This is a genomic window from Vibrio sp. YYF0003 (assembly GCF_036350715.1).
In the GTDB taxonomy this organism is placed as follows: Bacteria; Pseudomonadota; Gammaproteobacteria; order Enterobacterales; family Vibrionaceae; genus Vibrio; species Vibrio natriegens.
In genome coordinates this window covers 1128280-1153912 of record NZ_JAZDWA010000001.1, presented here as the reverse complement: position 1 = coordinate 1153912, position 25633 = coordinate 1128280, and the positions used below count along the sequence as shown (strand labels likewise).

Here is a 25633-nt window from a genome sequence, read left to right as displayed (position 1 = left end):
ACCTCTTATGAGGTATGGGGAAGACGTACGTTTCGGGCTATTTATGCTTAACTTGATAAAGGAGCTTCTTTGAGGAAACGTGATGAAATCTTTCCCGTCAAAAATGTCCCAAAGTCGTCGCCGATTTTTGCGTGATACTGCTCGAACAGCAATGGGCGTTGGTGCTGCAGCCTGTGTATTGGGGCTACAGTCTTTGCAAAGTCAAGCTCGCGAAACCAAAGGGGTCCCAATCAGGCCTCCGGGGGCTCTGCCAGAGGGCGACTTTGAATCTGCCTGCATACGCTGTGGGTTGTGCGTACAAGCATGCCCATACGATACGTTAAAGCTTGCCACGTTACTGTCTCCAGTCGCTACTGGCTCTCCGTATTTCACTGCACGCGACATACCTTGCGAAATGTGTGATGACATTCCGTGTGTGGTCGCGTGTCCGAGTGGGGCTCTCGATCCTGAGTTAACCAACATTGATGATGCCCGCATGGGAACCGCCGTCCTCATCGATCACGAAACGTGCCTTAACTGGCAAGGCTTACGTTGTGATGTTTGCTATCGAGTCTGTCCTCTTATTGACGAGGCGATTACTCTAGAAAAAATTCACAACGACCGCACAGGCTACCACGCTAAGCTGATCCCAACCGTTAATTCTGAGGTCTGTACAGGTTGTGGTAAATGTGAGCAGGCTTGTGTACTGGATGTGTCAGCAATTAAGGTTGTGCCTACGGACTTAGCGAAAGGCAAAGTGGGTAGCCATTACAACTTCGGTTGGCAGGAAATAGATAAACCTTTAGAGAACGTGCTTCCAGAAGAGAACCCTGTACCGACAGGTGCACTTGAGTCTCTAAAAGGAGGTAAGTAATGGCTAAAAACTTAGCTCAAGATGCAGGTAAAGAGGCGATAGAAAAGCTTGGCTGGTGGCGAGCACACCGATTCCTAATCTTACGCAGGCTTTGTCAACTTTCCATTATCGCGCTGTTTATGGCTGGGCCAACGCTAGGTGTTTTTTCGGGTAATCTTTCCTCTAGCATGTTGCTCGATACGGTTCCCATGAGCGATCCGCTGATCGTATTACAGGCGTTGGCTACTGGGCATGTACCGGAGTTTAATGTCTTGTTAGGGGTAGCCATCGTTATTGTGTTTTATGCGATTCTTGCGCCACGAGCATTTTGCGCATGGGTTTGTCCTTTGAATGTGGTGACAGACTTTGCTGCCTGGCTGCGGCGAAAACTGAATATTAAAGCGAGTTATCGCTGGTCTCCATCATTGCGCTACTGGTTAATTCCAGTTTTGATGTTGGGCAGTGCATTCTCAGGCACGATTCTCTGGACATGGATAGACCCGGTGGCCGCGTTGCACCGAGGGCTTGTGTTTGGCATGGGAGCGGGTTGGGTTTTAGTTGGGCTCGTTTTTATTCTGGATCTACTGCTGGTAGAACATGGGTGGTGTGGTCACCTGTGTCCTTTAGGAGCAACTTACGGTGTCATCGGTAGAAAGAGTATTCTCAGAGTTACTGCTGTACGACGTGAAGCTTGTACCAAATGCATGGATTGTTTTTACGTCTGTCCAGAACCAGAGGTTTTGAGGTTACCGTTAAAAGAAGGGGATCGCAGGGTGATGGATCAAAACTGCATCAGCTGCGGACGTTGTTTGGATGTGTGCCCGGAACACGTCTTTGAATTTAAAAATCGCCTGAGCGTAAAGAATATCGATTAAGCGTTATTTTACTTTTGCGTCAAATTAGAATGATATTGCGAATTTGTTACATTTAGGGCTATGATGATGCCTTCATATCTAAAGGATGCATCATGAATACCTCTTCTCAAGGCTGGAGAACACCGCAAAACTTCTTATTGCTCATCTCCATAATCGTGCCAATCGCCTTTTCAACTTGGATGGCGCTGCTCAACAATTTCGTTATTGAAAAAGCAAACTTTGATGGCTCAGACATCGGTTTGTTACAAAGTGTACGTGAAGTGCCGGGCTTTTTGTCGTTTACCGCCGTATTTGTGCTGCTGTTTATTCGCGAGCAACGCTTCATGCTGGTCTCTCTGGCCATGCTGACATTAGGCACGGCAATAACAGGTTATTTTCCCACTCTGTACGGTTTACTTTTTACGACCTTGTTAATGTCCACCGGATTCCATTATTTCGAAACGTTGAAACAGTCTCTCTCGTTACAGTGGCTGTCTAAAGACGAAGCCCCAGAAATGCTTGGTAAGTTCATTTCGGTAGGTGCGTTGGCCTCTCTGGTTACCTATGGCGCGTTGTGGGTGATGCTAGAGCAACTTAAACTGGATTTTCAAACGGTTTATATGGTGATGGGTGGGATAGGCTTTGTGCTTATCTTGGTAATGGCATTTGCTTTCCCTCAGTTTAAATCCACAGTACCGCAGAACAAGAAGTTGGTATTGCGTAAACGCTATTGGCTCTACTACGCGTTGACGTTTATGAGTGGTGCTCGTCGTCAGATCTTCACCGTTTTTGCAGGGTTCTTAATGGTGGAGAAGTTCGGTTATTCAGCGGCGGATATCACCTTACTGTTTTTGATTAACTACTTATTTAATTTCCTGTTTGCTAAACGAATTGGCCGATTTATTGGTGTTGTCGGAGAGCGTAAGGCGTTGATGTTTGAATACGTCGGTTTGATCTTTGTGTTTGTTGGTTACGGATTAGTTCAAACTGCGGAATGGGCAGCAGCGCTATACGTGGTTGATCATCTGTTCTTCGCTCTGGCACTAGCGATTAAAACGTACTTCCAAAAGATAGCTGATCCGGCAGATATGGCATCGACGGCGGGCGTAGCATTCACCATCAACCATATTGCTGCGGTTGTCATTCCAGTTACGTTTGGTGTTATTTGGCTGGTTTCGCCTTCAAGTGTTTTCTATATTGGTGCTGGTATGGCGGCAGTGAGTTTGTTGTTTTCGCTCAACATTCCTGCCAAGCCAGAAGAAGGCAATGAAACTCGTGTGCTGAGATGGAGTTAAGATTTATTACGTCATTTGCTCACGATGATCTGATTTAACAATGGGATGCACTGGCATCCCATTTTTGTGTCCGAATAGAACGATATAAAGCTTAGTGCTAGTGTGATTAAGTCTCTGTTAACTTGTCGCTGCCCTTATTGCGTTTAGCTATAGTTCGGATAATGAAGTAGCCAATAATAGAAATAAGTACCGTGTTGCCAGTGGCGATGATGAGCATCTGCGTTAGGACTTTATTAAAAGGTTCAGCATAAAAGATGGTGTCAAGATAGGCTGAGCAGCCATAGCCCAGAATATTACCAATCAGTGCGAGTACCACGAAAAGTATAACGTCTTGCCTGTCGAAGCCTCCGTCGTCTAAGCGGTGACGAGTCAGGTAGGGGAAGAGCCCCATAATCAGACCGACAACGCCAGAACCCGCCACCCAAGTTAACCATAAGCCCCAACCCGCGAACTGATCCGTGATCCAGTGGCCGATAATGCCCACCAAAAAACCGACAATAGGGCCGAATAACACCGAGTACACGGCTAATATCGCCATGGCTGGTTTTAGGGTTGTGTTAGCAAAGACAGGGACGCCAAACATAGGAAGGCCGCCGATACCGTAGAGTAAAGCGCCGCTAGCGATAACGATGAGAGTTTTGCCGAAAAGATTCATAGATAGCCTCTGCTTAATAGTCAGCGTTGAATATCGTTCACTTACATTACTTTGAATTATCGATAATTTTGCTGTTTATTACAGCTTAGCAGTAACCCAATTGATTGGGCTTTGGACAAGGTCGGTTTGAAAACAGTGTGTGATAAAACTCACGTATACGAAGGGTGCAGAAATAAAAAAGGAGCGGATATCCGCCCCTTTGTGAGTATGTAGCAAAGTCCATGTATTAATGGTCTAAGTACAGATAGTTTTGCCAGCTCTTCATGCGGATAAGTACTTTACGCATGATAGAAACATGGTGGAAGCTGTCTGAATAAACCGCGACTTCAACAGCTGTACCCATCGGAAGATGGAACTCACTCAAGTCATCGGTAATTTTGAGTTTGACAAACACTCGTCCACTCGTACGAAGTGCGTCTGTGCCTAACAGAGACCCACGTGCCTGGAATTGGCTTTCACCGATTGCTGGGATAACTTCAACCACTTCACCACGGAATACTCGGCCTGGGATCGCACGGAACATGAATTCAGCTTCAAAGCCGGGCTCTAGTCGTTGTAGTGAGTTTTGTCTGAAGGCCGCTGTGTAGAACTGGGTGGCTTCTGTATGAACAAAGGTCATTGCCGGAGCCAGTGGTAGAGGTACCGCCATCACGCCAGGACGTAAAGCAAGTTGGGTAACGTAGCCGTCGGTCGGAGCACGAACCACCGTTTGATCTAAATTGAACTCAGCTTTGCGTAATTCGGCAAGCAATTGAGCAACTTGGGTATTCTCTCCGCCTACTTCTGAATCTAGCGCAATTTGGGCTTGTTCTCTTTGTTGCAATGCGACTTCAAGGGTAGCTTCTGCCGCTTTATAAGCCTGACGACGAGTATCTAGGTCTTGTTCGGTAAATGCGCCTCGATCAAACCCTCGTTGGTAGCGGTCGAACTCTCGCTTCGCTTTATCTCGTTCTGCTTGCGCCTTGATAATGCCTGCCTGTGCCTCTTGCACCCCAGATTCTAAACCTAAAGCCCCTTGGCTTGCTTCTTTTACTTTTGCTTCAAGACGCGCAACTTCGGCCTCAAAAGGTGTTGGATCGATTCTAAATAGTATATCGCCCGTCTTTAATGGTTCGTTAGGTTGCACCGGCACTTCGATGACACGGCCACGAACACCAGAAACGATAGGTGTGGTCGGGTAGATCTGATTGCCAATTTGAGTAAAGGGATGGTTGTAGTTCATAAGAAGCACGAGCGTGCCTATCAGTACAACGCCACCAAGGACAGCGGTTGGAACCGACCATTTGTTAAGAGGGATCTTAAAAATTTTGAAAATCGCGATACAAAAGGCTGTATAAGTCAGGATCAACAATAAATCCATTATTTTTCCTCTTTACTTAGGTCAGCGGTAGGATTTTGCTGAGTTTGTTTCTTTAATACTGATACTTCATTTTTTAGCTCGTTTACTTCGTCAATGAGCTCTTCAAGACGATGATGAATATCGTGTGTTTCTTGTTCCAGTTGTTTAAAGCCCCAGCCTCGCTCTTTGCGCCATAATGTTGCCCAAATCCACAGGAAAGGCCACAAAGCGTGGAGTGTGAACAAACTTACCCAGCCAGCGTAATGAATCGCATCTTGATGTGGGTGTTCACGTTCTTTAGCAATTTCATAGGGAATATCGTGAATGACGATGATTCCGTAGAAAATAACCAAAGCAACGAAAATGAGTATCCCAAGTGCAAAATAGTCTAGAAACATCTTATTTACCCGTGCTTGTTGCTATATGAAAAAAGTTACGTAAATGAGTTGCTTAAGTATTTGATACAATTATAAATGAATCAAGTATTTTTGACGGTTATGCTCCGCTACTTCCAACATGCTTTGTTCTGTCTCAAATAGTGCACATTGAGAGACAAAGTAGTTTAAAGTTTTTGTCCCATTACATAGGAATTGCAATCATCAATTGTCTGGAAGAATTACAGCCTTTTGATACGCCGGCTGTTTAAAACAACTTGGCCCCTGAATAGTTAAGTAATAGACCTATATGGGAAGGAATGGAAACGAATTGCAGTACTTAGGAGAAGCAGCAGAGAAAATTACTGCTGCTATGCTGGCGACTACTTAAACGTTAACCGTTCTGTCGCTCAAAAGCTTGGGATCATTTATAACTCGGTACAAACTTGGTTGCGGCCATTGGCTTTCGCGCGGTAAAGCGCTTTATCGGCACGGTAAAAAGTACGCTGTGTATTTTCACCCTCTCGGTGAACAGTAATACCGATAGAAACCGTGAGGCCGCGCTCACCTAAAATATCACTCCAGTTGTAGTGATAAATTTGCTCCCGGTAATGGTCTGCGTGGATCTCGGCATGTTCTAGTTTGTCGTTTTCAAGTATGACGAGAAACTCTTCACCACCAAAGCGGATGCATGAAGCGCCTGAAAAGTTAAAGTAGTTGGATAAATGTGTTGAAACGCTCTGGATTGCTTTGTCACCGACTAAATGGCTCAGTTCATCATTGATGGATTTGAAGTGGTCAATATCAATCACCATAAGAGCAAAAGCCGTATCGCGAAGCAGCAAGTCTTTCAGTTTCACTTCTAACCAGCGGCGATTGTGTAACGACGTTAATGGGTCGGTAAAAACGTCCTGCTGCAATTGAGCAACGGTATTCTTGTGTTGTTTTGTCGTCTCTTTGAGCTCTTTGTTTTCGATCTCTGACAAGATAAGTTTGAGCTGTAATTCAAAGCGATCCAGACGATGTAACTGAGCAGAACCTAGCTCACTGATAGGTATTTGCCTAACAAGTTCAGACTCAATATTAAATGCACGTTTTTCGCAATCAAGTGCGAGCTCAAACTGACCTTGAGAAGCACTAATGTTACTCATCATATTATAAAATGTGCGGGCAAGCATCGCGGAAGAGTGTTTCTTAATTCGCTTAGCAACGGAATCCATAATTAAGTTGGCTAAAGCGGTATTGCCACTCCCATTCAGACAGTATGCCGTCTCCATTTTGACCATCGCAGACAACCAAAACGTTGTGGAGCTGCCCGAAGTATACTGGACACTAGAAAGTGCAAGTAAAGCGTTTGAATAGTCATGGTTCAATTGATGCAGTTTGGCTCGGTAAAGGTGAATTTGACCAGCGAGGTTTTTATCGCTGACCAGAATACTGAGCTCTTCACATTCAGTGAGTAGCTCCATAGCATCATCTGTGTGTTTTAGACTGATGTAACACGCGAGCATGTATAGCTTGTAGCGTAAACGCAAGGAACGGCTGCTGATCGCATGGTCTATTGCCTCGATTTTTTTATAAAAACGCAGCGCACGTTCGTGATCACCATAGGCATCACACAAGTTACCCATACCGACTATCGCTAATACATACTCGTCTATAAAACCGTAATCAACCGCGATATTTGTTGATTTAATATACTCGATCATCGCTGAATCATAATCACCGACATCAACCAGATGTTCACATAAACTCGACTTTACCGACAAAATATCCTCGGCATTCGCAGGTAGGGTGAGATGTTCCAAGGCTTGTCTGAGCTCGTCAATACTGTCGCTTAGCTGTCTTATCTCTTGGCGATACTCTGCACTGATAGTATAACAATGTGCTTTTTCGAGAGGGGTTTCGGCGATGTGCTCTCGAATATGTTTCCACAGTGCTATCGCATCTTCACCAGTCACCGATGATGGGTCAATGCCAGCCTGAGTCACTTTATTAAGCAATTGTTCCATTTTTCATTACCTCTATGTGGCTTTCTTCCAATTGCTCTAATGTGAACGGGAAAGTCAGAATATCTTGTAAATATAGGGTGGGCGTTGGTCCTTTCAGACCTCGTCTCTCCCATGGGTAAATGTTCATCATGGACTGGACCGTTTTATATAGCGATTCGGCGGCCTGACCTTTGTCCGCTATTAACATGGCGAGCCTGTCAGTAGAAAGCCGGGATACTAAATCGGTTGGTGCGGTTAAAGAGTGAACGAGTTCAGTACAGGCATCCAAAAAAGCCGGATTGGCGTGATGAATCATGATAATCGCGTGATTCGATTGTGTAAGTTCACTTTTGAACAGAACGAGTTGCTCCCACCAGTAGGTTTCAGAGACAACGTTAGAAAGATTCTTTTCAGGATCGTATTCATGTTGAGAACGAATATGATTGATCAGTTTACGAGCGCGCTGTTCAAGTTTGCGCTTGGAGCTGTGCGCTTTATCCTGACTGAGTTGATGCCTTTGATCTTTTATCGTTTGAAGCGAGTGTTTCCGGTATTTTTGGAAAGCGTGGAATGCGGCTTCAAACTGACCTTGTTCTTCTGCAACGCGTGACTGCTGGTAGCAAATCTGACTAAGTAACTCACCCTTATCAAAATGCCGTGCGGACTCTTCGGCGGCAATTAACAATCTCGTCGCATTTTCGGTATTGTTATGCAGAAGTTCCAGACGAGCTCTGCTAATGGACGAATGGGCTTTCATCCAGGTTAGATCATGCTCCATAGCTATCTGATGCGCTTTTTTCGTTGCAACTTCTGCGGCGTCTAATCTCTCTAATCCAAGTAAAGCCAGCCCTTTGAAGTCCCATATTTCTGCATGCCAAGTCGAGTCTTGATGATCTTTTAGCACTTCGGCTGCACCATCAAGCACAGTTAACATCTTGACGTAATCCTTCTGCAGGTAGTAATCCCATGCTAGTAAGATACGGGCTTTTCCTTCCAGGCTGGAGATACGGACATTGTTCGCCACTTTTACGGCTAGCTCATGCGTTGATGTGGCAAGTTTGTGTTGATTGGTGATACGCCAAACGTTACCGAGCCCAATCAGAGATTCAAGTTGGACTTCGATATTATTGTTCAGGACGGACTGTTCGAGTGCATTAATCCAGTATTTCTGAGCTGAGAAATATTTGGCTTGCCCCCAGTACTGAAGCGCAAAGGTGTGAAGAATCTCTGGAAGGTGGTCGTCGTTTTCAAGCCGGCTCTGCTTATCGTAAGCGGTCTTTATAAGCTTAAGCCCTTGACGATAATCCATAGCACACCAGCAACAGTGTGACATGATAAGTAAGGCTTGGATTTCGCCTTCGCTAAACAGCATTTGTTCTGCGGTAACACGAAACTGCTCAGCTTTACGCAGAGTGGATTTGGGTTGAGAACTAACTTGCTCTTTAAGCAGTGCTAGCTCACATGCTAGCTGAGTTTTGCTTCTATCCAACGTTTACATCCATGACCATCGAGCAGGAATTTACACCTTAACTTTATCGCTAGGTGCGCATTTCATTACGAGAGCAGATCAAGTACTACTTCATAAATCATCAGGAGATCTCATTGATATCGTAAGCACTCCTAATGATTTAGATGGTTAGGATAGGAGCTGTTTAATCGTCAAAGGAGCGTCAGTAACTTCGAGTCTTTGCGCCGCTGTGAGACCTTCTTTATCTTGATAGCACAAATTATGCCAAGCTCTGAAGATGTCTAAAAGAGGTAATAGACCTCCAGGTCTTAATTTGCGACGCGGCTCGTTGATGAAGCTTTCAAAAAGTAGCTGGAATCGATTTTGGTAGAATTGCACTTGTCGTGTTGTTGCAACATTGAACCATTTTTCAGGCTCATTATGATCACCTGCGAGGTAACAAATGCCCTTGCTGCTATCTCCTTGGTTTGAGATAGCCCAACGGTCTCGCCACCAACTCATATAAGCAATATCAATTTTACCGAATGGTAATCGCATGTCCCATGCCGGATCTTCGTCGACGTACATTAAATCAATATTTTTTTCTTTAATACGAGACAAACAGACGCTCAATGCCGCAGAGCGAAGCAGCGGATCCTGAGGCATGTAGATAGACACGCGTTTGCTTGGGCTGCACATATCGAGGACATGTAAATAATGCGCGTACGAAGTATAAGGTGGTCGAATAATCGCGCCTTTTGATGGGTAATGAAATACGGCCAGATTCCCAAGCGGATCTTCCACATTACCGCGAGCCAAAATGGTCTGGTATTTCTGGTCGATGCGTTCACGAAGTTTGCTTGAGGGCGCAGCTGGTGGCTCGCTGGCTTCTGCCGTGTACTCTTGTGAGACAAAACGAGATACCTGATCGTACGGGTTATGATCAACGCTACCCGTAGGCTCTTCATCAGAAGCGTAGTTAACGTGTTGGCAGAGAATATAACCGGAATGCGCTTCACCGGAGACGATCCAGTATACGCCGTTGTTACTCTTCGGCTGTAAAGCGATGTAATTTGACGCTAACTCGTAGCGATTTGCATGGTTTACCCAGCGTGCATCAATCGTCGCTAATTTACGGCGACAGCGACTCGCAATATGATCTACATGATCATAAAACGTTTTCGGGTTGATACTGAGTTTGCGGCAGATCTCGCGGACAGAGTACCCTGTGAATAGCAGCGCCATCAGGTTCTCTTGGAACTGTAGCTTCTTGTTCGCACCAGACCACTTGTCGACGAACGTACTTTGACACGCTTTACAACGGTAACGCTGGCGATCGCCACTGTAACCGAACGCGTGGTAGAGGTGTTTATGAGTATGGACAGAGAGCCCGAAGTTATCGCAGTCATTATTGCGACAAGCAGGTAGGCCGTCACTATGAACGTGCCGCAGACGATGAAGTTCGTTCACGACATCGCGATTGTTAAGTAAGGGGGGGAAAGCTCCACATTCACGGCATACCATCGCCGGACGCTTGGGGTTAGCATGTTGCAGAACGTAACGTTTTGCATCACTCAATCCAAAGTTGTCACACGCCAATGTTTTACAAAAGTTGAGTTGTAACCCATCTGCATCTTTTGGCAGTTCGCCGTTAGACACGATCGCCCCCTCTGGGTAATTCGGGCAGCCAGTCAGGCACTGGCTGCAAATAACAAATGACTTAGATGTTGATTGCGGTTTCTAGTGCAACTTTCATCATGTCGTTGAATGACTTTTGACGCTCTTCAGAGCTTAGTTTTTCGCCACGGATGATGTGGTCAGAAACCGTTAGGATAGTCAGTGCTTTAGCACCTAAATCAGCAGCTACGCCGTAGATACCTGCCGCTTCCATATCTACACCTAGGATACCCAGTTTTTCCATCTTCTCGAAGATGTCTGCTTCTGGTGTGTAGAACAGGTCAGCAGAGAACACGTTACCCACTTTAACTGGAACTTCTTGCTGGCGAGCTTGTTTTACCGCTTCTTCTAGCAGACCGTAGTCAGCAATTGCCGCGAAGTCGTGGTTGTTGAAACGGATACGGTTAACTTTTGAGTCTGTAGAAGCACCCATACCGATAACAACGTCCATCAGGTTTACATCGTCACGGACAGCACCACAGCTACCAACACGGATAACGTTTTTCACGCCGTACTCAGCGATCAACTCGTGTACGTAGATGCAGCATGATGGGATACCCATACCGTGGCCCATAACTGATACTTTTTTGCCTTTGTAAGTGCCAGTGAAGCCGAACATGTTTCGAACATCACAAACTTGCTTCACATCTTCCAGGAACGTTTCTGCAATGTATTTAGCTCGCAAAGGATCGCCAGGCATTAGAACTGTTTCAGCGAAATCACCTGGTTGTGCGTTGATGTGTGGGGTTGCCATAAGTGCTCTCCAAAGTTTTGTTTGATAAAACAGACCCTAGTATAGATGCCTGTTACCAATTCTGTTGAATTCGTTCGTTTTCGTTGAGGCAATAATATCGGGGAGTACACCTTACCCTTGAGAGGTTGGTCACAAAAAGCGCCCTTATGGAAGCTAGTACCAATCATTATAACTAAATCTGTTGAAAGCAAAAAGGCAATCGATTTGCTTGACGCAGGTTTGTTGACGGCGCACACAGAATTGCTGGTATGAGCGGAAATTCTTTTTTGATTCTCGGTGATCGAAATTCAAATTAGCTAAGTAAAACGATTAAATTGTACAATTTATTTTCTTGTACAATTAAAACTAACTTGCTATAAGTTATACAACAAAACCTTTTGTATAGGGATGGCGTTATTATGGAATCTTCAATCAAAGTTGGTATCAGTTCTTGTGTACTTGGTGAGCGTGTTCGTTTTGATTCTGGCCATAAGGTCAGTAACTTTGTGACCAAAGAGCTCAGCAATTACTTCGATTTCGTTTCTGTTTGTCCAGAGGTTGGCGTTGGCATGCCTGTACCCCGACCTACTATTCGTCTGATTTCTGATGCAGAACGAGTCGCGTTGGTTGAAACAAAAAATCCTGAGAATGACCACACGGACAACATGCTGGCGTACTCGGCTAATAAAGTAGATGAGTTACAGGAGCAGCAGCTATGTGGCTACATTGTGTGTGCCAAGTCGCCTACTTGCGGTATGGAGCGGGTTAAAGTTTACAGCAAGAATAATGCTTCTAAGGAAGGCGTGGGGCTGTACACGCAAACGCTGATGCAAAAGATGCCATGGTTGCCAGTTGAAGAAGATGGCCGCTTAAATGATCCTGTGCTTAAAGAGAATTTCATCACTCGCGTTTACTGCCTGAATGACTTTTATCAATCCATGGCTGGTGAGCCGACCCGTGGCAAAATTATTGATTTCCACTCTCGTTATAAATTAACGCTGATGGCCCACCATCCAGAATCATACCGAGCGTTGGGCCGTTTAGTGGCAGAAGTTGCCAACTACGAGATTGAAGATTTTTATGCAGAGTATCGTTTGGGGCTAATGAAAGCACTTTCAAATCGTGCCAGTCGAAAAAATAACACCAATGTATTGATGCACCTTCAGGGTTACTTTAAACGTGCCTTAACTAAAGACGAAAAAGAAGAGCTAGCGACGGTTATTCACGATTATCGCACGGGCCTATTGCCTTTGCTCGCACCGCTAACACTGATTAAACACTATCTAAATACTTACCCAGACGAGTATTTACAGAAACAGAAATTTTTAGAGCCGCACCCGCAGGAGATGAGATTACGTTATGGTTTGTAGTTCAGAAGGAAAACTGTACGCAATTAGAGATGTTGCAGAGATAACCGGAGTAAAGCCCGTCACTTTGCGAGCTTGGCAAAGGCGATACAATTTGATTCAGCCGCAGCGGACAGATAAAGGACATCGTTTGTATCGCCAGCAGGATATTGACACGATTAAAGAGATACAAAGTTGGCTGGCGAAAGGCATCGCAATTGGCAAGGTGAAAGGCCTGCTGGGCAAAGCCGATGAGTTAGATATGAGCGCTGAACCTGCGACTTTGGAAGAAGTGGAAACTCTGCTTTCTGCTTTATCTGATCTGAATCATGCCAAGACGGAGAGTGTACTTTCATCGGTAATGAAGGAATATCCGCTCAATTTAGTCGTTGAGCAGTTTATTGAGCCGGTATTTGAAGCGTTAGATCTCGTGAAAGGATCGCTGCGCTCAATACAGATGGGGTTGTTCCAGACATGCCTGATCAAACGGTTGGCCCTTATCGTTGACTCTGAAAACAAGGCATCTTCAAAAGGGAAGTGTTTGCTGGTTTGCTTTGAACAAACCCGAGAAGCAGAGAGCTGGATTCAAGCCGCAATACGTTGTGAGCAAGGTTATCACACAACCTTAATTGCTAACGTTAATGACATTTCAGGCTTGGCAGAACATCAGGTTGTCGATCGTTATCAACGTATATTTCTGTTTTCTAATAAAGCACTACCAGCCAAACAGGTTGAGGTGTTAAAAGCGATGCGAATGCAATTCCCCAACCAGATTCAATGTTCAGAAGTCATAGAGAAGCTTCATTTTGAACAGGCAGAGAATAGCTAAGGAGACATCATGATTCTGGTATGGTTTCGACGTGATTTAAGAACGTTAGACCACACGGCTTTGCAAGCGGCCCTGGACTCTGGGCAGCCTGTCGTCGCCTGTTTTATTGCGACGCCTCAGCAGTGGCAATCGCACGATATGGCTCCGATGCAGGCGGATTTGATTGCTCGTCGCTTAGAGCACCTGAATCAAGAGCTAGCAGAGCTTAACATTCCGTTTTTGTATGCAGAAGTCGACAATTTCTCCGGTTGCAGCGCCGTCATCGGCCGTTGGGTGAAAGCCCTAAATGCCACGAGCGTCATGGCAAATATCCATTATGAAGTGAACGAGCAGGAGCTTGATCGAGAAGTCTCTGATGCATTAAACCAATCAGGTGTGCGCTTTGAGTTGTTCCATGATAAGTGCGTTCATGCACCAACGACGGTTTTGAACAAGCAGGGCGACTACTTTAAGGTGTTTAGTCCCTTTAAACGAGCCTGGTTGCAGAAGTTTCAATTACCAAGAGTTGCAAAACCCTATCCCCAATCACCGCTTTCACCGCAAGTATTGAAAGAGATAGAGGGTGAGTGTTTTGATGATGATTTTACGTTCAGTTACCCACGTGAATCTAGCGAGCATTGGTTGGCTTCAACGAGTGACATACTGAATCAGTTAAGAACGTTTGCTCGAGAGCGAAGTGATGAATACCGCGAACAGCGTGACTTCCCGGCCACTGATGGCACCAGTCAACTCTCTCCTTATTTGGCCATTGGCGCTTTATCTCCGAGACAATGTATTGCCAGATTGTTTACTGAGAATGATCAATCGGATTTAACAGAAGGCAAAGCAACATGGTTAAGTGAAATTATTTGGCGTGAGTTCTACCAACACTTGTTGGTGTTTGAACCAAAGCTTGTCAAAGGCAAAGGGTTTATTGATTGGGAAGACAAGATTCAGTGGTCTTACGACGAGAAGGCGTTTGAGCGCTGGAAGACCGGCACTACAGGTTACCCAATTGTAGACGCCGCAATGCGTCAGTTGAACCAAACTGGCTGGATGCACAATCGCTTACGCATGATAGTCGCGAGTTTCCTGACCAAAGATCTTCACATTGATTGGCGCTGGGGTGAAAAGTACTTCATGAGTCAGCTTGTCGATGGTGATTTTGCAGCCAATAATGGAGGGTGGCAATGGTCTGCGTCGACCGGTTGTGATGGTCAGCCTTATTTCCGAATTTTTAATCCTGTTAGTCAGGGAGAAAAGTTCGATGCTGATGGATGCTTTGTGCGCCATTGGGTGCCAGAAATAAAGAGCGTACCGAACAAGTTCCTCCATAAACCATGGACTTGGGAAGGCTTTTCTTTACTGGATTATCACACTCCGATGGTTGATCATAAAGCAGAAAGAGAGATAACCTTACGGCTCTTTAAAAGTGCCAAGGAATAGAGTGAAATGCTTAGCAAGAAGCGGTCGATGAGTATCGCGAAACGAACCCTGTTATCAGTCTCATTGTCATTAGTGAGTGGATTGTCATTCGCTAAGATGTACGAGTTACCTTCAGACAGCAGTCGTCTTATTGGTCGTATTGAAAACCACGTCGTGCAAAACGGGGAAACCATGGCCAATATTGCTAAGTTATATGACGTCGGTATGCTGGGTTTAATGGCCGCGAATAAAGGCGTAGACCCTTTTCTTCCTCAAGAAGGGCATGTTCTGACGGTTCCTACCCAACTCATTCTTCCGGACGTTGCTCACCAAGGCATCGTTATCAATCTGGCCGAGTTACGCCTGTACTATTTCCCAGCTAACGAGAACGTCGTGCACGTGTTTCCGGTTGGGATTGGACGTATAGGGCGTGATACTCCAGTGATGTCAACCAGTGTCAGTCAGAAGCGTCCTAATCCGACGTGGACACCACCGGCTTCTATTCGTGCTGAATACAAAGCAAAAGGCATTAACTTACCCGCAGTTGTCCCTTCTGGCCCTGATAACCCGTTGGGTATGTTTGCATTGCGTTTAGCTTACGGGAACGGCGAGTACCTTATTCATGGTACCAACAAAGATTTTGGTATTGGTATGCGTGTCAGCGCAGGTTGTATCCGTATGGAGCCAAGCGACATTGAATGGCTATTTGAACAAGTACGTCGAGGCGAAAAAGTCACGGTTATTAACCAACCGGTTAAAGTGGCGTTAGAACCAGACAGAAGTGTCTTTATTGAAGCTCACGAACCATTAACTCGCAGCAACGGTAAGAAAGATGAATTGGAATTACCGAAAGAGTTAGGCTGGTGGTTAAGTGAATTTGGTATGAAGGATGTTAAGGCAAAAGCAGTGATTGCCGCGCAGAATGGAGTACCAGTAGAAATAACCGCGCCGTGAGGCGCGGCATAACACTATAACTTACTTAGTGTAAGATTGAGCGATGTTGTCGATACGCTCATTAGCACGTGCAGCTTCTTCTTGAGCAGACATTGCTGCGTCTTTAGACATTTGAACGTCAGATTGAAGAGTTTGTACGTCTTGGCTTAGCATGCTAACTTGATTGCTTAGTTCGTCTAGTTTAGCTGTAGTTGCGTCATCAGAAGAAGCACAACCTGCTAGTAGAAGTACTGAAGTTGCTGCAGCTGCGATCAACGTTTTGTTCATATAAGAACTCCTTGCTTATAGTGAAAGTCTCGCTCCATAGTTTTTGTTAGAGGCGAGGTTAAATGTGGATACATTGTATCAGTACATGATGTAGCAAAAGTCAAAAAAATCCAAGAATTTCATGGAGTACCTGACGTTAACTTTTACCTGAGCCTAACAAAAGGCAGTATTCAACCCTTCATTGACTCCAACAACAGTCTTCATGGCAGGTATTTTTGCCACGTTCCTGATATCAATAATTTAGACGATATTGACGCAAATGAAAGCTTCTCTCCGCAAATAAACGCAATATGCATGGATAAGCCTTAATAATCCGCGTATTCGCCATGACAGCCGTATATTGATGAACATAAGTTTAGGGCATAGATTGAAGCTGTGCCGCCCGAACTTGAATGAGTCTCAAAAGTAACTCTATTTTTTCTTCAATAATTAGTTTGTGTGATCTCTATCTATACTCCTATGATTTGCGGTATTATAGCGAGCTTTTATTTATTGCTACGTTAGAGCGGAATGACATTACAGAGCGCTCATATTGACTGATTTATTGGAGAATACTTTGCAATTTAAAGATCTAGGCCTAGACAACCGATTGTTGAAGAACCTAAAACACTACGATTTCAAAAAAGCGACTGAGATCCAACAGCAAGCAATTCCTGTTGCGATTGCAGGCAAGGATCTATTGGCATCTTCGAAAACGGGTTCGGGCAAGACTTTGGCGTTTGTATTGCCGATGCTTCACAAGTCACTTAAGACAAAATCATTTTCTGCGAAAGACCCTCGAGCTGTCATTCTGGCGCCAACGCGTGAATTGGCTAAACAAGTATATGGTGAGCTTCGCTCGATGCTTGCTGGCTTGTCTTACGAAGCAGCCTTAATTCTGGGTGGCGAAAACTTTAACGATCAGGTGAAAGCTCTGCGTCGTTACCCTAAATTCATCGTGGCAACACCAGGGCGCTTAGCTGACCACTTAGAGCACCGTTCTTTATACCTTGAAGGTTTAGAAACCCTGATTCTGGATGAAGCGGACCGTATGTTGGATCTGGGCTTCGCACCAGAGCTTCGTCGTATTCATAATGCCGCTAAACACCGCCGTCGTCAGACTTTGATGTTCTCGGCTACGCTCGATCACGCGGAAGTTAACAGCATTGCCTCTGAGATGCTGAATGCACCAAAACGTATTTCTATCGGTGTTTCTAACGAAGAGCACAAAGATATCACGCAGAAATTCTACTTGTGTGATCACCTAGATCATAAAGAAGCGATTCTTGAACGCGTCCTTGCAGAAGCCGAATACCGTCAGGTCATCATCTTTACCGCAACACGAGATGATACTGAGCGTCTTACAGCGAAGCTGAACGAGAAAAAACTCAAGGCAGTAGCACTGAGTGGTAACTTAAACCAGACGCAACGTAATACTATTATGAGCCAGTTTGAGCGCGCGGTGTTTAAGATTCTTGTCACCACTGACGTAGCCTCTCGTGGTTTGGACATCGCGACAGTGACGCACGTTATTAACTTTGATATGCCTAAGCACACGGAAGAATACGTTCACCGTGTTGGCCGTACTGGCCGTGCAGGTAATAAAGGCGATGCGATTTCGCTTGTTGGTCCAAAAGACTGGGATAGCTTTAAACGTGTTGAAGCATACCTGCAGCAAGATTTGTCGTTCTCCGTTTTCGAAGACTTAAAAGGCAAGTTCAAAGGGCTGAAGCCACGCAAGCCTGATATGCGTAATAAGAAAGGCGCGACGAAAAAAGCACGTCCTCAAGCTAAGAAAGTTGCGAAGAAGCCAGTTAAGCGCGACAAGACTTTCTACAAAACTGTGTCTGTTGGTGATGATGTTTTCATCCCTAAAAAGAAGCCAGCAGAACCTAAAGCAGAAGATTAATTTCTAGATTCTTAATGCTGTTTTAAGCAAGAAAAAGCTCCGCAAATCGCGGAGCTTTTTGATATTTCTAAGTCAGAAAAACCAGCTACTAAATCTGGAATTGCTTCAGTTCCTGCTGCTGCTTTTCTGCTAAGCCAGACAGCTCTTGCGCCGCTGCCGCTGACTGAGTAATGCCTGTGACGTTCTCGCTGACGAGCTGATAGATGTTTGACAGGTTATTGTTGATGTCTGTTGTGACCTGTTTCTGTTCTTCTGAGGCTGTCGCTACGTGCGTGTTAATGGTGTTCAGTTCAGAGATAGACTGACTGATGTTATTTAATGAAAGGCTGACTTCTTCAGCGATAGCTTGGTTGTCTTTTAACATAGCCAGGCTAGAGTGCATGCTTTCGTTTGCTGTCCCGGATTGTTGCTGAAGTTCCTCAATGATGACCTGGATTTCTTTGGTGGATTCTTGAGTTCTGGCCGCGAGCATTCGCACTTCATCCGCCACGACTGCAAAACCACGTCCACTTGCCCCTGCACGAGCGGCTTCTATTGCGGCATTTAGTGCCAGTAAATTCGTTTGCTCAGAAATGCCTTCTATTACCTCTATAACGCGTCCAATTTGCTCTGACTGTTCTTTTAACGAAGTGACAACTACTGCTGCAGCGTTGAGTTGTTCAGCCATTTTTGCGCTTGCACGCGTGCTCTCTTCGAACATGTTTAAGCTTTCTGTGGCAAGCTGTCGAGCTTCTGTTGACGCGGTGTCAGCCGACTGGGCATTGTTGGATACTTCAGTCGCAGCCGATTCCAATTGGTTAATCGCTGAGGCCACTTGTTCGACTTCCTGCTTTTCATGATCGGAATTGACACTGCTTTGTGTCATGACCGTGGCTAGCTCGGTAGATGCGGAAGCGACATCTTCGCTGATACGCACTAGTGATCTGACCGTGTTACGCAGCTGTTCGATAGTCTGATTCACATCTTGAGCAAGCTGGGATACTTCGTTGTTGCCAATTTCCTCAGCGTTGACGAGCAGGTTGCCTTTTGCTACTTCGCGCATCGTGTTTTGCAAGTTGCGAATTGGTGTCACAATATAGTTGGCTAAGATCCAGCTAATCAGAGATGCGACTAACAGTATCAATGCGATGGAAATGGCACTTTGAGTTAAGGTGTCAGAATGCACCTTTCCGTTGGCTTGGACGTCGCTGATTACGGTCTGATTGAGCTTTTCTGAAAGGTTGTCGATGGCGTTGATCATCTCTTCACCCGCGATGCGATAATTTACCATGGCTGCTTCGAAATTCTGGTTGAACTCGGCAGTGATGTATTGGCTCGCGTGCTTTTGGGTAAGTAATGGCGTCATAGTGAGGCGTGTGAAATCCACATAATGGTTCATGGCTTCGCGCATGGCGTTCACTTCTGACTGCACTCCCGGCAGATCATTAATGGAATCTAAGAATTCACGGCTTTCAGCCTGTCGCTGCGACAACTCTTGATTAAGGGATTGAACATCTTCTGCACGAAACAGGCTGTAAATGGCTTTAATGCGCATTGCATAGGTGTTATCGACAATGGCACTCAGGTCATCTTTATGAACGACAAGAGAGTGTGTGGACGTCGAAACCTTATTAAATGCTTGATCTAGCTTACTTATCCCGACAGTGAGTCCTATAACAAGTAAAACAACAGTAAATAAAACAGGTAAAAATACCTGTAACTTAATAGATAGCGTGCTTAGAAATTGACGCATAATTACCCTCAATCTGAATGAATTATTATGTTTTTTATTATTAGATTTGGATTCTAATTGCTATCTTTTTGAAATCAATAGGTTAGTGGTTTTTATCTATGCCTTAATGCTATAAGAAAAGTTTAAGTTAGAAATAATTATTCAATTGGTAATTAAAATGTAGGTAATTGGTAAAGATGAATCAGAGGTGCATGTAAGCGCCAGATTAATCGTTCATTTCCCCTACGAAATGGATAATCTGTCATAGAGGCTTCAATTAAGTGAAACACAACTGTCACATTTGAGTTCTAAAGTGAGCACCGTTCAAGTGAAACACAACGGCAATAAAGCCACTTTAAGGAAATTGTGATGAAAAAGACAGTAATCGGTGCAATCGCACTTCTAGGCGCAATGGCAGTGACTCCTGTTTCTGCTAAAGAAACTATCTCTGCAGTGGGTTCTAGCAGCGTAACTCCACTGATGGAAGTTTTCTCTGAAACATACATGAAGACGAACCCTGAAGTATTTATCGAAGTTCAGGGCCCTGGTTCTTCTGCTGGTGTTAAAGCAGCAAAAAATGGTTCGGCTGACCTAGGTATGTCTTCTCGTAACCTAAAAGACTCAGAAAAAGAACCAACTCTTATCGAAGAAGTTGTTGCTCGTGACGGTATCGCGGTTGTTGTTAACCCACAAAACAAGCTAGCAGGTCTAACTGCTGAGCAAGTAACTGCAATCTACAAAGGCGAAGTATCAAACTGGAAAGAAGTTGGTGGCGAAGACAAGCCAATCGTTGCAATCACTCGTGATACAGCTTCTGGTACTCGTGGTGCATTCGAAGACATCATGTCTCTAAAAATGAAAGTTTCTGGTAAGAAAGTTTCTGCTATTTCTCAACGTGCTCAAGTTGCTAACGGTAACGGCGCACTGAAAACTATGGTTGCTTCTAACCCATACGCAATCGGCTACATCTCACTAGGTACTGTAGACAACACAGTTCACGCACTAGCAATCGACAGTGTAGATGCAACAGTTGCTAACGTTAAAAACGGTTCTTACAAAGTAGCTCGTCCTTTCCTTGTGCTTTACAAAGAAGGCAAACCATCTGCTGAAACGCAAAAATTCCTAGATTGGATGCTAACTGAAGATGCTCAAAAGCTAGTTGACCAAAACGGTTACATCTCAGTTCACTAATCTTATCGTGACACTTAAGTTTGCTCAGCCCACTGTTTAGGGCTGAGCCTTTTCATCCATAGCGTTCATTGGCTAACAACCAGAACCGTGAGATTTTTAAATGACCATCGCAACAAATAGTGAAAAGCTTATGAATACTGACGCTAAAGCTATCAGCAAGCCAGGCCTGCGCGAGAAACGTCGTGTAGACTGGAAAGAGCGTATCTTCCACGGCTTGTTCCTCACCAGTGCCGTTATCGGCATCGTATCATTGGCAGTAATTGCTTACTTTATTGTTCGAGAGAGTATTCCTGCATTTCAAGAAGTTGGGGTCTCGGGCATTGTTTTAGGTCAAAACTGGCTACCACCTGCACTTTACGGTGTTGCAACCATGATTGTTGCTTCCGTTGTTTCGACAGCTGGCGCAGTAATGGTTGGTGTTCCGGTTGGTGTTTTGACTGCAATCTTTATCGCTGAAATCGCACCTAAGCGTTTAGCTGACGTCATTCGTCCGGCTGTAGAGCTGTTGGCGGGTATCCCTTCGGTGGTATATGGTTTCTTTGGTTTGGTTATCATCGTACCTTTGATCCAAAACATCTTTAACGTACCAGCAGGTAACACGATTCTTGCGGGTATCATCGTTCTTGGTGTGATGATTCTACCAACGGTAATTACCGTATCTGAAACGTCTATCCGTGCTGTACCTCGTGCTTACAAAGAGGGCTCACTGGCTCTAGGCGCATCTAAAATCTACACGATTTTCAAATTGCTCGTTCCTGCGGCTCGTTCAGGGATTATGACCGGTGTGATTCTTGGTATCGGTCGTGCTTTGGGTGAGACGATGGCAATCATCATGGTGATGGGTAACGCACCGGCAATGCCAGAAGGCATTCTGGACTCTGCACGTACGCTAACCGCGAACATTGCTATTGAGATGTCTTACGCAAGTGGTGTTCACGCGAACGCACTTTACGCTACTGGTGTGGTACTGCTGGTCTTCATCATGTCGTTGAACGCTGTACTTCTTTACCTAAACCGAGAAAAAGCGAAGTAATCGCTCGTTAAAGGTGACAATTATGGATCGCGCAAAACTAAAACAAGCTCGCCAGTTCAAAGATAACGTCTTTAACGCTTTCGTTTGGATCTCGGCAGGATTAACGGTAGGTTTTTTGTTCTGGATTATCTGGTACATCCTATCAAACGGTCTGCAACACGTAGATTGGAAGTTCATTACTGATAACTACACTCGTACAGGTGATGAACACGGTATCTTCCCGATGATCGTGTCAACCATCTATATGGTTATCGCATCTATCGCTGTGGCAGCGCCACTCGGTATCATGACGGCAATCTATCTGACTGAATACGCAAAAGTCGGTAGCCGTTTAGTGAAAGTGATTCGATTCTGTACTGAATCCCTGGCAGGTATCCCGTCGATTATCTTCGGTCTGTTCGGTATGACTTTCTTCGTGGCAATTCTTGGTCTTGGTTTCTCGATTCTATCGGGTGCTCTGACACTAAGTATTCTGATTCTGCCGGTTATCATCCGTACTACGGAAGAAGCACTAATGGCAGTGCCACAAACGTATCGTGAAGGCTCGTACGGCCTTGGCGCTTCTAAAATTTACACTATCTGGCGTTTGATTCTTCCGAGCGCAATGCCAGGTATCTTAACCTCGGTCATTCTTAGTATTGGTCGTGTCATTGGTGAGTCTGCTCCAGTATTCCTGACAGCAGGTATGGTGGCTCGTATTCCTGATTCTCTACTCGATTCAGGTCGTACGCTAACCGTTCACCTTTACAAACTGACTACCGAACTGTTTACCGTTGAGGAATGGAATCAGGCTTACGGTACGGCAACGGTGCTTATTGTGGTTGTTCTTTTGATCAACATGGTGACTAAACTGATTGCAAGACGTTTTAACACTGCAACTTACTAACAAAACAAATTAAGAACGCACGTTAAAAGACACGAATTTAAGATTTAAGAGATTAAGAACATGAACAAGTTTGATATTGAAAACCTAGACCTATTTTACGGTGAAAACCAAGCACTGAAATCAATCAACCTGCCTATTCCAGTTCGTCAGGTAACGGCACTAATCGGCCCGTCAGGTTGTGGTAAGTCAACACTTCTGCGTTGTTTGAACCGTATGAACGACCTGATTGAAGGCGTAACCATTACTGGTAAGCTGGCGATGGATGGTGAAGACATCTACGGCAATATTGATGTCGCGGATCTTCGTATTAAAGTCGGTATGGTATTCCAGAAGCCAAATCCATTCCCAATGAGCATTTACGAGAACGTGGCTTATGGCTTACGTGCTCAAGGTGTTAAAGACAAAAAGTACATTGATGAAGTGGTTGAGCGTTCACTGCGTGGCGCAGCACTTTGGGATGAAGTGAAAGATCGTCTTAAGTCGCACGCTTTTGGTCTTTCTGGTGGTCAGCAGCAGCGTTTGTGTATTGCACGCACAATCGCGATGGAACCTGATGTGATCCTTATGGACGAGCCAACTTCAGCACTTGACCCAATTGCAACGCACAAAATCGAAGAATTGATGGAAGAGCTGAAGAAGAACTACACCATCGTTATCGTGACTCACTCAATGCAACAGGCGCGTCGTATTTCTGACCGCACTGCGTTCTTCCTGATGGGAGAACTGGTTGAGCACAACGATACGCAAGTGATCTTCAGTAGCCCACAAGATGACCGAACTCAAGGTTACGTAAACGGTGACTTCGGTTAATCAACAATATTTATTGGCATAAATACATAACTATAAGCGATGGTAACTTTGCCCCTCTATATGAGGGGCTTTTTTTATAGCTTTTCAAGCTGAGGGCTAGATTGAATTTTTTTCGCCTTTGACAGCTTATTAATATTGGTGAGTAAAGAATCTGAATTCCAAGGTTGCTGCTCGGCACTGAAGCGGGCTTGATTCATCACTTCTAGATCGTGCTTCACTGCTTCCACTACTTCTGAATTCAACGATTCACGGTTTGCATCTAAATATTCGTTAACGGCTCTTTCAATTTTGGCGGCATCGCCTTGCTTGATAACAGCCTTGAGCCCGTCCACGTTCAGAGGAGCTTGCGAATTTATCTCTTGATTTTTACTTTCGTGAGGACGCTTTTTCCACACCACAACCGTGATGATAGATGTTATTACCCACAGTCCTGCGAAGACAAAAGTGAGCACTCGCCATAGTTCACTGACGCCACCTTGAGCAGGAGGAGTCGCTGTCGTTGCTGGCGTTTGTGGCAGAGTTGTTTCTGGCAGGGTAATCAAGCCCATATCACTTTGCTCTACATCCAGTTCAATGGCTTCTATCGTCGCCTTTTTGGCTTCGTCCTGAATGCTGTTCCACCAGTTTAGTGTATAACCGGGTAGGGAATAAGTGCCTACTTCCGTTGGTATGATCACTTGTTTCACCGTCATGACCAGAGTGCCATCTCGCGTCGTTGCAAACTGCGGTTGTTCTGGATACACACGCAGTGAAGTTGGGTAATCCATATCAATTCGAGGTAAGAACTCTGCTTGGGTTCCACGCGCCTTGATTTGAATAGTGCGAGTGATGGAAGAGCCTTGCTTTACTTTATTCAGTTCATTTGGCGATAACTTGTTACCCTCGTCGTCTTGCCAACTTTGCGTCATCTCTAATGCTGAGGCTGGCAACCATTTCCCCTGAAACTCCGCAGGAATGGCTTTGACCGTAATCGGCATTTGTTCAATGTTGGTTTTGATTGGCATGACCTTGGTCGAACCCGTCAGGCTATCACCGTAAATGTACGAACCTGTCAGCTGTGGACCATTTAACGTGTAAGTGCCGGCAGTATCCGCGGTCAAACGAAAAGATTGCTCTACAACCGTCACTTCAAGCCCATCCATGACTTGCTGACCTTGTTGCATTTCTCCAACGGGTTCGAGTTTCATCCCGTCAGTGCTGGGAGGAATGATCTTAGGGTTGTCCAAGTGACGAGTATCCGCTTTGATAATGAGCCGCATACGTAAGTTCGCCGATTGCTGCGGGTATAAAGTATGGTTGTCGACGCTCATTGAGAAGCTGAATAGATCGTCGAGATCAGGTTCCGTTTGACTCGCGGTTACTCGCAATTTAATTGGCTCGGTACTCATTCCGTCCACGGTAAAGCTAGGAATGGTTAACACTCCTTCTTTCATCGGAGCGATAGAGATGCTCCACTCGGTACGTAAATATTTACGACCATTAATATTATTGCTGGAGCGACCGTAGCGAGGTTGCCCTAAGAAAAAGTCTTTATCTAATACACTGAAATCGATCGCGTCGGAACTCAACTCCGTGTCAGCCATGATTCTCAGATTGATGACTTCGTTTTTCACGGCTTGAGTTTTGTTGACACTCGCTTCGAGACTTTGAGCCATTGCCGAAATACTCGATAACAGGCTGGTCAAAAAAATAAAAACCAGCATTACGCCTTTTTTCATCACAGGCTTACCACTCCTTTTGCGATTGTTGCGGACGTTGTTTTTGCTGCGCTTGCAGCTGCATTTGTGCACGAATCAGAAAGCTTGGATCGCGCGCGCTTTCTACTGCCTCCAGGCGGCGGAATTCAGGATCATCCTGTTGTGATTGGTCTGGTTGAGCCTGAACCTTCATCGGCTGACCGTCTTGCTCAGACGTATTGTCGTCTTTTTGATGGTTGCTTTTTGACTCTTTTTGTTGGTTTTCCTTTTTATTTTCAGTGTCTTGACGATTTTGTGACTGTTGTCCTTGCTCCTGATCCTGATCATTTTGAGACTGTTGCTGCTGTTGCTGCTGTTGCTGCTGTTGCTGCTGTTGCTGCTGTTGCTGCTGTTGCTGCTGTTGCTGCTGTTGCTGCTGTT

At 45.1% G+C, this 25633-nt stretch carries 22 protein-coding genes and 1 pseudogene; 12 read left to right on the top strand and 11 right to left on the bottom strand.

The window, feature by feature from the left end; translation table 11 throughout:
- The first annotated feature begins 82 nt into the window (after positions 1 to 82).
- From napG to V1U08_RS05055, 3 genes are all read left to right on the top strand, one after another.
- Entirely contained in the window at positions 83 to 853 is a 771-nt protein-coding gene (napG, locus tag V1U08_RS05065; RefSeq protein ID WP_014234929.1) for a ferredoxin-type protein NapG, read from the top strand.
- The gene (gene napH, locus V1U08_RS05060; RefSeq protein WP_330470090.1) at positions 853 to 1707 is read left to right on the top strand and encodes a quinol dehydrogenase ferredoxin subunit NapH; all 855 of its coding nucleotides are present in this window, start codon (positions 853 to 855) and stop codon (positions 1705 to 1707) included. The genes napG and napH overlap by 1 nt, the downstream gene beginning before the upstream one ends.
- Positions 1708 to 1799: 92 nt before the next feature.
- Positions 1800 to 2981 carry an MFS transporter gene (locus tag V1U08_RS05055; RefSeq protein ID WP_065298113.1) on the top strand — a complete coding sequence of 394 codons (1182 nt, stop codon included), beginning with the start codon at positions 1800 to 1802 and terminating at the stop codon, positions 2979 to 2981.
- A gap of 106 nt (positions 2982 to 3087) precedes the next feature.
- Here the strand turns inward: V1U08_RS05055 and V1U08_RS05050 are convergent, their stop codons facing one another.
- The 7 genes from V1U08_RS05050 to deoD form a co-directional block, all read right to left on the bottom strand.
- Positions 3088 to 3636, bottom strand: a complete 549-nt coding sequence (locus V1U08_RS05050) for an ECF-type riboflavin transporter substrate-binding protein (RefSeq protein ID WP_014234926.1) — start codon at positions 3634 to 3636, stop codon at positions 3088 to 3090.
- A gap of 226 nt (positions 3637 to 3862) precedes the next feature.
- On the bottom strand, positions 3863 to 4996 hold the full coding sequence (locus V1U08_RS05045) for an HlyD family secretion protein (RefSeq protein WP_020333422.1): 1134 nt from the start codon (positions 4994 to 4996) through the stop codon (positions 3863 to 3865).
- Positions 4996 to 5373 (bottom strand): DUF3302 domain-containing protein, encoded by a 378-nt coding sequence (locus tag V1U08_RS05040; RefSeq protein WP_014234924.1) that lies wholly within the window; start codon positions 5371 to 5373, stop codon positions 4996 to 4998. Before V1U08_RS05040 ends, V1U08_RS05045 begins: the two co-directional genes overlap by 1 nt.
- Before the next feature lie 404 nt (positions 5374 to 5777).
- The gene (locus V1U08_RS05035; protein WP_330470089.1) at positions 5778 to 7361 is read right to left on the bottom strand and encodes a GGDEF domain-containing protein; all 1584 of its coding nucleotides are present in this window, start codon (positions 7359 to 7361) and stop codon (positions 5778 to 5780) included.
- On the bottom strand, positions 7345 to 8829 hold the full coding sequence (locus tag V1U08_RS05030; RefSeq protein ID WP_330470088.1) for a hypothetical protein: 1485 nt from the start codon (positions 8827 to 8829) through the stop codon (positions 7345 to 7347). Before V1U08_RS05030 ends, V1U08_RS05035 begins: the two co-directional genes overlap by 17 nt.
- A 147-nt stretch (positions 8830 to 8976) precedes the next feature.
- A complete protein-coding gene (locus V1U08_RS05025; protein WP_330470087.1) occupies positions 8977 to 10446 on the bottom strand; it encodes a lactate dehydrogenase in 1470 nt (489 codons plus the stop codon).
- A gap of 61 nt (positions 10447 to 10507) precedes the next feature.
- Complete coding sequence (gene deoD / locus V1U08_RS05020) at positions 10508 to 11218, bottom strand: purine-nucleoside phosphorylase (RefSeq protein ID WP_014234920.1); 711 nt, start codon at positions 11216 to 11218, stop codon at positions 10508 to 10510.
- A 398-nt stretch (positions 11219 to 11616) separates the two neighbouring features.
- Here deoD and V1U08_RS05015 point away from each other — a divergent pair, with 398 nt between their 5' ends.
- From V1U08_RS05015 to V1U08_RS05000, 4 genes are read left to right on the top strand one after another with little or no spacing between them, the layout of a single operon-like run.
- On the top strand, positions 11617 to 12567 hold the full coding sequence (locus tag V1U08_RS05015) for a YbgA family protein (RefSeq protein ID WP_020333419.1): 951 nt from the start codon (positions 11617 to 11619) through the stop codon (positions 12565 to 12567).
- Entirely contained in the window at positions 12557 to 13372 is an 816-nt protein-coding gene (locus V1U08_RS05010; RefSeq protein ID WP_239946711.1) for a MerR family transcriptional regulator, read from the top strand. The genes V1U08_RS05015 and V1U08_RS05010 overlap by 11 nt, the downstream gene beginning before the upstream one ends.
- 9 nt (positions 13373 to 13381) lie before the next feature.
- Positions 13382 to 14797 carry a deoxyribodipyrimidine photo-lyase gene (gene phrB, locus V1U08_RS05005; protein WP_330470086.1) on the top strand — a complete coding sequence of 472 codons (1416 nt, stop codon included), beginning with the start codon at positions 13382 to 13384 and terminating at the stop codon, positions 14795 to 14797.
- Between the two features lie 6 nt (positions 14798 to 14803).
- Positions 14804 to 15730 (top strand): L,D-transpeptidase family protein, encoded by a 927-nt coding sequence (locus tag V1U08_RS05000; RefSeq protein WP_024372651.1) that lies wholly within the window; start codon positions 14804 to 14806, stop codon positions 15728 to 15730.
- Between the two features lie 21 nt (positions 15731 to 15751).
- On the opposite strand, the gene V1U08_RS04995 is transcribed toward V1U08_RS05000, so the two are convergent.
- On the bottom strand, positions 15752 to 15997 hold the full coding sequence (locus tag V1U08_RS04995; protein WP_014234915.1) for an Lpp/OprI family alanine-zipper lipoprotein: 246 nt from the start codon (positions 15995 to 15997) through the stop codon (positions 15752 to 15754).
- A gap of 544 nt (positions 15998 to 16541) precedes the next feature.
- Between V1U08_RS04995 and V1U08_RS04990 the strand changes: the two genes are divergently transcribed.
- Positions 16542 to 17885, top strand: coding sequence for a DEAD/DEAH box helicase (locus V1U08_RS04990; protein ID WP_014234914.1), 1344 nt, complete (start codon positions 16542 to 16544; stop codon positions 17883 to 17885).
- An 88-nt stretch (positions 17886 to 17973) separates the two neighbouring features.
- On the opposite strand, the gene V1U08_RS04985 is transcribed toward V1U08_RS04990, so the two are convergent.
- On the bottom strand, positions 17974 to 19617 hold the full coding sequence (locus V1U08_RS04985) for a methyl-accepting chemotaxis protein (protein WP_330470085.1): 1644 nt from the start codon (positions 19615 to 19617) through the stop codon (positions 17974 to 17976).
- Between the two features lie 348 nt (positions 19618 to 19965).
- On the opposite strand from V1U08_RS04985, the gene V1U08_RS04980 reads away from it, so the two are divergent.
- From V1U08_RS04980 to pstB, 4 genes are all read left to right on the top strand, one after another.
- Complete coding sequence (locus V1U08_RS04980) at positions 19966 to 20787, top strand: phosphate ABC transporter substrate-binding protein (RefSeq protein ID WP_014234912.1); 822 nt, start codon at positions 19966 to 19968, stop codon at positions 20785 to 20787.
- Positions 20788 to 20887: 100 nt separating this feature from the next.
- Positions 20888 to 21820, top strand: coding sequence for a phosphate ABC transporter permease subunit PstC (gene pstC / locus V1U08_RS04975; RefSeq protein WP_014234911.1), 933 nt, complete (start codon positions 20888 to 20890; stop codon positions 21818 to 21820).
- Between the two features lie 22 nt (positions 21821 to 21842).
- Positions 21843 to 22706, top strand: a complete 864-nt coding sequence (pstA, locus tag V1U08_RS04970) for a phosphate ABC transporter permease PstA (RefSeq protein ID WP_014234910.1) — start codon at positions 21843 to 21845, stop codon at positions 22704 to 22706.
- Positions 22707 to 22766: 60 nt separating this feature from the next.
- Positions 22767 to 23516 (top strand): phosphate ABC transporter ATP-binding protein PstB, encoded by a 750-nt coding sequence (gene pstB / locus V1U08_RS04965; protein WP_014234909.1) that lies wholly within the window; start codon positions 22767 to 22769, stop codon positions 23514 to 23516.
- Between the two features lie 74 nt (positions 23517 to 23590).
- Here pstB and V1U08_RS04960 read toward each other — a convergent pair whose 3' ends face one another.
- Positions 23591 to 25234, bottom strand: a complete 1644-nt coding sequence (locus V1U08_RS04960; protein ID WP_330470084.1) for a BatD family protein — start codon at positions 25232 to 25234, stop codon at positions 23591 to 23593.
- Between the two features lie 7 nt (positions 25235 to 25241).
- Positions 25242 to 25633: pseudogene (locus V1U08_RS04955) on the bottom strand (hypothetical protein); the annotation flags it as partial.

Bases quoted from the DNA above. Each gene is read 5' to 3' on its own strand.
- V1U08_RS05010 (WP_239946711.1), top strand. From the start codon at position 12,557: ATGGTTTGTAGTTCAGAAGGAAAACTGTACGCAATTAGAGATGTTGCA.
- V1U08_RS04995 (WP_014234915.1), bottom strand. From the start codon at position 15,997: ATGAACAAAACGTTGATCGCAGCTGCAGCAACTTCAGTACTTCTACTA.
- pstA (WP_014234910.1), top strand. From the start codon at position 21,843: ATGGATCGCGCAAAACTAAAACAAGCTCGCCAGTTCAAAGATAACGTC.
- V1U08_RS05055 (WP_065298113.1), top strand. From the start codon at position 1,800: ATGAATACCTCTTCTCAAGGCTGGAGAACACCGCAAAACTTCTTATTG.
- V1U08_RS04980 (WP_014234912.1), top strand. From the start codon at position 19,966: ATGAAAAAGACAGTAATCGGTGCAATCGCACTTCTAGGCGCAATGGCA.
- V1U08_RS05050 (WP_014234926.1), bottom strand. From the start codon at position 3,636: ATGAATCTTTTCGGCAAAACTCTCATCGTTATCGCTAGCGGCGCTTTA.
- V1U08_RS04985 (WP_330470085.1), bottom strand. From the start codon at position 19,617: ATGCGTCAATTTCTAAGCACGCTATCTATTAAGTTACAGGTATTTTTA.
- V1U08_RS05035 (WP_330470089.1), bottom strand. From the start codon at position 7,361: ATGGAACAATTGCTTAATAAAGTGACTCAGGCTGGCATTGACCCATCA.
- pstC (WP_014234911.1), top strand. From the start codon at position 20,888: ATGACCATCGCAACAAATAGTGAAAAGCTTATGAATACTGACGCTAAA.
- napG (WP_014234929.1), top strand. From the start codon at position 83: ATGAAATCTTTCCCGTCAAAAATGTCCCAAAGTCGTCGCCGATTTTTG.
- phrB (WP_330470086.1), top strand. From the start codon at position 13,382: ATGATTCTGGTATGGTTTCGACGTGATTTAAGAACGTTAGACCACACG.
- V1U08_RS05045 (WP_020333422.1), bottom strand. From the start codon at position 4,996: ATGGATTTATTGTTGATCCTGACTTATACAGCCTTTTGTATCGCGATT.
- pstB (WP_014234909.1), top strand. From the start codon at position 22,767: ATGAACAAGTTTGATATTGAAAACCTAGACCTATTTTACGGTGAAAAC.
- V1U08_RS04960 (WP_330470084.1), bottom strand. From the start codon at position 25,234: ATGAAAAAAGGCGTAATGCTGGTTTTTATTTTTTTGACCAGCCTGTTA.
- napH (WP_330470090.1), top strand. From the start codon at position 853: ATGGCTAAAAACTTAGCTCAAGATGCAGGTAAAGAGGCGATAGAAAAG.
- V1U08_RS05015 (WP_020333419.1), top strand. From the start codon at position 11,617: ATGGAATCTTCAATCAAAGTTGGTATCAGTTCTTGTGTACTTGGTGAG.
- V1U08_RS05040 (WP_014234924.1), bottom strand. From the start codon at position 5,373: ATGTTTCTAGACTATTTTGCACTTGGGATACTCATTTTCGTTGCTTTG.
- V1U08_RS05000 (WP_024372651.1), top strand. From the start codon at position 14,804: ATGCTTAGCAAGAAGCGGTCGATGAGTATCGCGAAACGAACCCTGTTA.
- deoD (WP_014234920.1), bottom strand. From the start codon at position 11,218: ATGGCAACCCCACACATCAACGCACAACCAGGTGATTTCGCTGAAACA.